Annotated in this window: 10 protein-coding genes; 6 read left to right on the top strand and 4 right to left on the bottom strand. The window is 67.6% G+C overall.

From position 1 onward, the window contains the following. Positions 1-26: 26 nt before the first annotated feature. Complete coding sequence (locus ACFVJS_RS25250) at positions 27-1496, bottom strand: peptide MFS transporter (RefSeq protein WP_378886152.1); 1470 nt, start codon at positions 1494-1496, stop codon at positions 27-29. Positions 1497-1640: 144 nt separating this feature from the next. On the opposite strand from ACFVJS_RS25250, the gene ACFVJS_RS25245 reads away from it, so the two are divergent. Both ACFVJS_RS25245 and ACFVJS_RS25240 read left to right on the top strand, forming a co-directional pair. Beyond that, positions 1641-2459: a MerR family transcriptional regulator gene (locus ACFVJS_RS25245; RefSeq protein ID WP_378886150.1), complete on the top strand. Its 819-nt coding sequence runs from the start codon at positions 1641-1643 to the stop codon at positions 2457-2459. Then, the gene (locus ACFVJS_RS25240; protein ID WP_378886149.1) at positions 2456-2815 is read left to right on the top strand and encodes a VOC family protein; all 360 of its coding nucleotides are present in this window, start codon (positions 2456-2458) and stop codon (positions 2813-2815) included. The genes ACFVJS_RS25245 and ACFVJS_RS25240 overlap by 4 nt, the downstream gene beginning before the upstream one ends. Positions 2816-2828: 13 nt before the next feature. Here the strand turns inward: ACFVJS_RS25240 and ACFVJS_RS25235 are convergent, their stop codons facing one another. Continuing rightward, on the bottom strand, positions 2829-3206 hold the full coding sequence (locus tag ACFVJS_RS25235) for a winged helix-turn-helix transcriptional regulator (RefSeq protein ID WP_378886147.1): 378 nt from the start codon (positions 3204-3206) through the stop codon (positions 2829-2831). An 87-nt stretch (positions 3207-3293) separates the two neighbouring features. On the opposite strand from ACFVJS_RS25235, the gene ACFVJS_RS25230 reads away from it, so the two are divergent. Beyond that, positions 3294-4178, top strand: a complete 885-nt coding sequence (locus ACFVJS_RS25230) for an NAD(P)-dependent oxidoreductase (protein WP_378886145.1) — start codon at positions 3294-3296, stop codon at positions 4176-4178. Positions 4179-4200: 22 nt separating this feature from the next. On the opposite strand, the gene ACFVJS_RS25225 is transcribed toward ACFVJS_RS25230, so the two are convergent. Then, entirely contained in the window at positions 4201-4542 is a 342-nt protein-coding gene (locus ACFVJS_RS25225; RefSeq protein WP_378886143.1) for a hypothetical protein, read from the bottom strand. A 201-nt stretch (positions 4543-4743) separates the two neighbouring features. On the opposite strand from ACFVJS_RS25225, the gene ACFVJS_RS25220 reads away from it, so the two are divergent. After that, positions 4744-5100 (top strand): hypothetical protein, encoded by a 357-nt coding sequence (locus tag ACFVJS_RS25220; RefSeq protein WP_378886141.1) that lies wholly within the window; start codon positions 4744-4746, stop codon positions 5098-5100. Positions 5101-5135: 35 nt separating this feature from the next. Continuing rightward, positions 5136-5516 carry a hypothetical protein gene (locus tag ACFVJS_RS25215; protein ID WP_378886140.1) on the top strand — a complete coding sequence of 127 codons (381 nt, stop codon included), beginning with the start codon at positions 5136-5138 and terminating at the stop codon, positions 5514-5516. A 31-nt stretch (positions 5517-5547) separates the two neighbouring features. On the opposite strand, the gene ACFVJS_RS25210 is transcribed toward ACFVJS_RS25215, so the two are convergent. Continuing rightward, positions 5548-6096 (bottom strand): hypothetical protein, encoded by a 549-nt coding sequence (locus ACFVJS_RS25210; protein WP_378886138.1) that lies wholly within the window; start codon positions 6094-6096, stop codon positions 5548-5550. 126 nt (positions 6097-6222) lie between these two features. On the opposite strand from ACFVJS_RS25210, the gene ACFVJS_RS25205 reads away from it, so the two are divergent. Further along, positions 6223-6489: a hypothetical protein gene (locus tag ACFVJS_RS25205; protein ID WP_378886137.1), complete on the top strand. Its 267-nt coding sequence runs from the start codon at positions 6223-6225 to the stop codon at positions 6487-6489. Positions 6490-6669: the final 180 nt, after the last annotated feature.

The following is a 6669-nucleotide window of genomic DNA, read 5'->3' as shown; positions in this document are numbered from 1 at the left end:
GCCTTCGGACGCGTACGCCGCAGAGATCAGTGCACACCGGCCATCAGCTTGCGGATGGGCCGGTTGCCGATGAGCAGCAGGACGCCGACCACGACGGAGGCGAGGCCGACCCACCAGAAGAAGCCGCTGTCGTTCGAGACGTCGTAGAACTCGGCCAGGCGACCGGACATCGCGGTGCCGAGCGCGACCGAGAGGAAGAACAGCGCCATCATCTGGGTCTGGAACCGAGCCGGGGCGAGCTTGGTGGCCAGCGAGAGACCGACCGGGGAGAGCAGCAGCTCGGCGAGGGTGAAGAGCAGCAGGATGAACGCGAGGCCGATCAGCGGCACCGAGTGAGCACCGCTCGGCATCAGCAGGAACGCCCAGAACGCCAGCCCCATCAGGATCGTGCCGAGACCGAACTTCACCGGCGTCGAGGGCTGACGGGAGCCGAGCTTGGTCCACAGGGCGGCGAAGACGCCGGCGAGCAGGATGATGAAGACCGGGTTGATCGAGTTGACCCAGGAGACCGGCATCTCCCAGCCGAAGATGTCGCGGTCCAGGCGCTGGTCGGAGTAGACCACCATGACGGTGAACTGCTGCTGGTAGAGCGACCAGAAGACCGCAGAGGCGATGAACAGAGGCACCATCGCCCACACCCGGCTGCGCTCGACGGAGGAGATCACGCGGCTGGAGAGGATGACCGCGAAGAGCACGACCGCGGCGACGATGCTGATGCCGATCACGATGTTGGCCAAGCGCGGCGCGGTGATCACGCCGGTCAGGCACAGCACCACGATGAGCGCCACCGCCGCGCCGGCGATCCCGATCCAGCGGCCGCGCTCGGCAGCGGGGAGCGGGTTGGGTACGACGCGGCTGGCGGCGGGAAGCCGGCGCCTGCCCAGCGTGTACTGGATCAGACCGAGGATCATCCCGACCGCGGCGAGACCGAAGCCGACGTGGAAGCCCCACTGCTTCTGCAGCAGACCGGTCAGCAGCGGGCCGACCAGGGCACCCAGGTTGATGCCCAGGTAGAAGAGGGAGAAGCCGGCGTCGCGGCGCTCGTCATCGGCGGCGTACAGGGTGCCGACGAGGGAGGACGCGTTGGCCTTCACGCCGCCCGAGCCGAGCGCGATCAGGACCAGCCCGACGCCGACACCGGCGATCCCGGGGATCAGCGCGAGGCCGAGGTGGCCGAGGACGACGAGGCAGGCGGAGTAGAAGAGCGTACGCTCCGCTCCGAGCAGGCGGTCGGCGATCCAGGCGGCGATGATGGTCGAGAGGTAGACCGCGCCGCCGTACGCCCCGACGATCCCGAGCGCGACCGTCTCGCTGATCCCGAGACCGCCCTGGGCCGCGGAGTAGTAGAGGTAGATCGCCAGGATGCCCTGCATGCCGTAGAAGCTGAACCGCTCCCACAGTTCGACGCCGAACAGGTTGGCCAGTACGCGTGGCTGGCCCAGGAAAGACCGCTCGCCGGGATCGCCCGCGGTGGTCTCACTGTGCAGTTGTGTCATTACTTCAGGCTCACCCCACGGCCGTCTCCTGCCCAAATCGGGACGGCCCGGTCGGGTCGATTTGGATCGACGTTGTGGCGTTTGCCACGCCGCTTCCGCTGGGTCCTTGTGTCTCCCTCCGGGGGAGAGAGAAGGATGGATCGCATGAGCGAGCCGCTGCTGTCCATCGGGACCTTCTCGCGCGCCGCCAGCCTCTCCATCAAGACGCTGCGCGCCTACCACGACCGAGGCCTGCTCGTCCCGGCGGAGGTCGATCCGGAGACCGGCTTTCGTCGGTACGCCGCGGGGCAGCTGGCCGATGCCACCATCATCCGCCGGCTTCGTGACCTGGAGGTCCCGCTCGTCGACGTCGCTGCGATCCTGGCCGCGCGCGACCCCGAGGTCACCGCCGCGACCCTCGCCAGGCATGCCGACCGGATGCACGAGCGCGCCCGGCAGGTCGAGAAGATCGTCGAGGACCTGTACGCCGCTCCCCCTGCCTCCTGGACCCCGCCGCGACTCGTCGAACTCCCCGCCACGACCGCGGTCGGGGTGACCGGCATCGTCCGCGACGGCGCCTATGACGGCTTCCTCGGGCCGGCGTTCGAGCGGCTCGAGCAGGCGTGCCAGTCCGGTCGGATCGAGATAACTGGGCCGGCGTCGGCGCTCTATGACGCCGAGTTCGTCGACGACGCGGAGCAGCAGGTCACAGCGTACTTTCCGGTTAGGGCGGACGTCGCTCCCGAGGGCGCCGTACTGCTGCGACTGCCGCCGGTCACCGCTGCGGTCGCCACCCATGCCGGCAGCTACGAGACCCTGCCCGAGACCTACGGTCTCCTCGGCGCCTGGGTCGCGCACCACGGCACCCCGACCGGGCAACCGCTCCGCGAGGCGTACGTCGTCAACGTCTCCGACGGCGCCCTGCCGTCGGCCTACCAGACTGACATCGTCTGGCCGCTCACCCCTCGAAAGGACCCCGCATGACCCTGACTCTCGGCGCGATCACCTTCGACTGCTCCGACGCGCTTCGCACCGCCACCTTCTGGGCCGCCGCGCTCGACCGCCCGCTCGACGAGGGAAGCACCGAGGAGTTCAGCTCCATCGGTCTCAAAGAGCCCACCCCGGGCGTGGAGGCCTGGCTGTTCGCGCGCGTTCCCGAGGCACGCCAGGCCAAGAACCGCGCCCACCCCGACCTCATCGCCGCCGACCGCGCCGCGGAGGTCGCGCGCCTGATCGCGCTCGGCGCGAGCGTCGTCGCGGAGCACGACGAGTTCGGGATCCGATGGACCGTGCTGCGTGACGTCGAGGGCAACGAGTTCTGCGTCGCCAGCGGGCACTGATCCCCGCCGACCGTCAACGCGGCAGGATGGCGGCGTCGCGGTGCTCGACCAGCTCGGTGCGCTCGCGGGCGATGCGGTCCATGCCCCAGCGGCCGAGCGGCCCGAGCGCGGCGTTGAGGCTGCGGCCGTGCTCGGTCAGCGAGTACTCCACCCGCGGCGGCACCTCGGCATACACCTCCCGGTGCACGAGCCCGTCCTGCTCCATCTCGCGCAGGTGCTGGGTCAGCATCTTCTCGCTGACACCGGGCAGGCCTCGGCGGAGCTCTGCGAAGCGGCGTACGCCGTAGTTGTCGAGCTCCCACAGGATCAGCCCCTTCCACTTGCCGCTGACCACGTCGAGCGCGGCGTCGATGCCGCAGATGTAGGGACCGATCCGAGTCGATCTCGTCACGGGACTCTCCTCACTCACCTTTTGGTAAGTACCCCAGTAAATAGTGGGTACTCCCGCCATCGTACGCAAAGCCCCAGGATTGTCGTCATGAATCAATCTCTCACCCCCGTCACCGTCATCGGCCTCGGCCCCATGGGTCAGGCGATGGTCCACAGCCTGCTCGCCGCCGGGCATCCGGTGACCGTATGGAACCGCACGGCATCGCGAGCCGACGAGGTCGTCGCCGCCGGCGCCCAGCTGGCCGACTCGCCGGCGAAGGCCGTCGCCGCCAGCGACCTGGTCATCCTCAGCCTGACCGACTACCAGGCGATGTACGACGTGCTCGACTCCGCCACCTCCGAGCTGAAGGGACGCACCGTCGTCAACCTCAGCTCGGAGTCCCCGGACGGGACGCGTCGGGGTGCGGAGTGGGCGGCCTCGCACGGCGCCCACTTCCTCACCGGCGGCGTGATGGTCCCGGCCCCGATGGTCGGGACGCCTGATGCGTACGTCTACATCAGCGGCCCGGCCGACGTGCTCTCTTTGCACCAGGATGCGCTGGACCGCATCGGGTCCGTCCGCTACCTGGGTGAGGACCCCGGGCTCGCGCAGCTGATGTACCAGGCCAACCTGGACATCTTCCTCACCTCCCTCTCCTCGCTCCTCCACGCGGTGGCGCTGCTGGAGACGGGCGGCATCAAACCTTCGGCTGCTCTGCCCGAGCTCATGCAGACCCTCGCAGGCATCCCGCCGATGCTCGCCGCCGGCGAGGACCTCGGCGCCCAGCTCGACGCCGGCAAGCACCCCGGCCACCTGAGCACCATCACCATGATGGGCGCCACCGCCGACCACCTCGTCGAGGCCAGCGAGGCAGCCGGCATCGACACCGACCTCCCCCGCGCCGTCCAGGCCCACTACTCCTGGGCCCGCTCGCGCGGGTACGGTGCCGAGAACTGGTCGCGGATCATCGACGCCATCCGGCCGTACGTCTGAGGGGATCGCCGGCGCCTGGACCTCAGGCGCCGGCGATCAGCCATTCAGGCAGATCTCGAATCTTTGGAACCCGAGCATGACGCTCCTCGCCCCACGCGAACGACGTCTCGCACACCCAGTCCTCGAGATCCGAGCCCAGTCGCCAGAGCGCATTCACCAACTCGGCCGGATCGTGAAGGTCCTCCGAGCGCCCCAATCGCCAGCCAGAACGCTCGTTCGTGGGCAGATACGTGACGTACGCCCACACGTACTCGTGCCCGTCCTCGGGATACGTCCAAGGCTGTTCCCAATGCCCTCGGAGCGAGTTGTTGTACTCCGTACCGACCACGACCGCGACCGTGACATCGGGGATCTCCTGCTCCACCAGCGCGCTGTGGATCAGCGGCCGAACGACCTGGTCTCGAAGCTTGCTCACGAACGAGGTCCGACTCATACCACGCCTCCTTCGACGGCTGGGCTCGGGACGGCCATCGTCACGTACGCCTTACGGTAGGTGCTACCCGTTTCTCGGGTCCGATGACATCCTTCATTCATGCCCCAGATCTGCCGACGCTGCGGTAGGGCGGTGAAGTCGAGCGCAACGAACTTCGAGACCGTCGAGCAGATGCATTACGTCTGCTTCCACTACGAGTTCGAGCACGGTGACATTGACGTCGATGAGGAATGCAACGCGGGCGGCTGCCCGTCAGCCTCGATCGGCGGAGGGCGGGACGCCGTGGTCGCGACTGCGCGCGAACTCGCGATGGAATCGGCGTCCGGTGCCCCTTGGCGCAACGCTGAGTTGCACGAATACCTCGAAGCCTTCGCGTCCTGGCTAGACGATTCTGGCGGCATCTATGCAGAGAACGGCGACATGCGCGTTGTCGGCAATGGCTGGGAGGTTGTGCGACACGGCCTCCGCACCGCCACAGGGTACGAATGACCGCCCTGAGATTGCCCGCAGACGTCGCTCGCTTCATGCAGGATATCGACGTCGAACAGGTATGGCTGACCGTCCTGCAGCCCAGCGAGGCCGCGACGTACGACGACGTCGCCCGCATTGCCGGCATCGAGCCGCTCGGGAAGGCGTGGATCGAGATCAGCCGGTCAGAGGCGCGGGCGCTCCTCTCCGGGCTCCTCCATCGGAGTCTCCCTTATCAGGCCGAACTCATGCCCCGTCACCGCGCCGATTGGCTCGCGGGCGAATTCATCGACGCCTTTGGCCCGTACGGCGGCCGCTTCGCCACGAACGGCGTCGACCGTGGCTGGACGCCGGCCACCGACTACGTCATGGACCGCGGTCTGGTTGTCATGAGCGAGATCGGCTCCGGGATCTTCTGGGTCGCCGACGAGGACTGACGACCGCCGCTCGCGGGCGCGACGCAATCCGTTAGTCGGTATCCGTTGCGCAGATGATCGTCACCTCGGATCGTCGCCGGTCTACCAAGATCCACGTCTGGTCCCAGGCGACGTCGAAGAACCACGGTGACCACGGCGCATCGCTGACAAAGAGCGTGAAGTCTTCGTAGCGGTCGCCAATGAGGTCCCGCTCCGCGCGGCGGGCGAGATCCTTCGCATCGCGATCTGTCCCTGGGTGACGTTTGTAAGCACCACCACGAGCGAGGGCCGCAGCCAGATCGCCCTCGAGGCGCAGGGCTCCACCTGCGACTGGCCAGAAGTCGGGCGGGCTGCCGATTGGGAATGGGGACGGCACGAGAACCTCGGGCAACGCTTGCTGGGCAGCGGTGCTCTCGAGAAGAGTCCGGAAGGTCTCGTGCAGCGCCAGATTGGTGTTCACATTGAACCAATCGCCGTTGTCACCCTCCCATCGAAATCGGCACACACGAACACCGCCGTTTACGTGCGTGGCAGCAAGGGCTCGCTGATACTCCTCGATCGCCCCGCCCTCGACGGCGACCTGAACGTACATCTCGGACACCTCCTCAGAATGACAGGTCGATCGGATGTCCACATCGACACGTCAACGACGCCACCACAACTTGCGGGGTGACGCGAGGTCGCCGTTGTCCACGGTGCGCTCGGGTGGCGTCGACCTGATCCCAGCATGAAACGCAATGGCACGCTTCGCGCGAGGTTGTCCGTCCCAACTTTCCAGCAGCAAGGCAATCCGGTCGCGCTGCTCTTCGTTCATGGGTTGCCACGTGGTGGCCGCGCGGACCTCGAGCCAATTCGAAACCTGGGCGCGACCGAGGCCTGCCAGCTCAGCATCCTGGTCCCCAGCGAGCCGGAGATCGGCCTCGACCTGATCCCATCCGCCGCACGAGCGGGCCAAAAGCCAGGCGGCACGACGATTCGACCGGCGTTCCGATGACCAAGCCTCCGACGCCACGGACGCCGGGACGCCGAGACGGCCAAGGGCACGCGCGGCGGCGGAGGACACCCGACCACTCGGATCCGTGAGAAACGCAGGCAGAAGGCCAAGTGCATTGTCTCTGCCAGCCCAGGTAACGACTCCTCGGACGGCAACCTCACGCACGCGGGGACGTGAACT

Origin of the sequence: Nocardioides sp. NPDC057772 (assembly GCF_042798075.1) — a bacterium.
GTDB lineage: Bacteria > Actinomycetota > Actinomycetes > Propionibacteriales > Nocardioidaceae > Nocardioides.
This window is presented reverse-complemented; position numbering and strand designations above follow the sequence as displayed.

Coding starts and splice junctions, on each gene's coding strand:
- ACFVJS_RS25250 (WP_378886152.1), bottom strand. CDS start 1,496: ATGACACAACTGCACAGTGAGACCACCGCGGGCGATCCCGGCGAGCGG.
- ACFVJS_RS25245 (WP_378886150.1), top strand. CDS start 1,641: ATGAGCGAGCCGCTGCTGTCCATCGGGACCTTCTCGCGCGCCGCCAGC.
- ACFVJS_RS25240 (WP_378886149.1), top strand. CDS start 2,456: ATGACCCTGACTCTCGGCGCGATCACCTTCGACTGCTCCGACGCGCTT.
- ACFVJS_RS25230 (WP_378886145.1), top strand. CDS start 3,294: ATGAATCAATCTCTCACCCCCGTCACCGTCATCGGCCTCGGCCCCATG.
- ACFVJS_RS25215 (WP_378886140.1), top strand. CDS start 5,136: ATGCAGGATATCGACGTCGAACAGGTATGGCTGACCGTCCTGCAGCCC.
- ACFVJS_RS25205 (WP_378886137.1), top strand. CDS start 6,223: ATGAAACGCAATGGCACGCTTCGCGCGAGGTTGTCCGTCCCAACTTTC.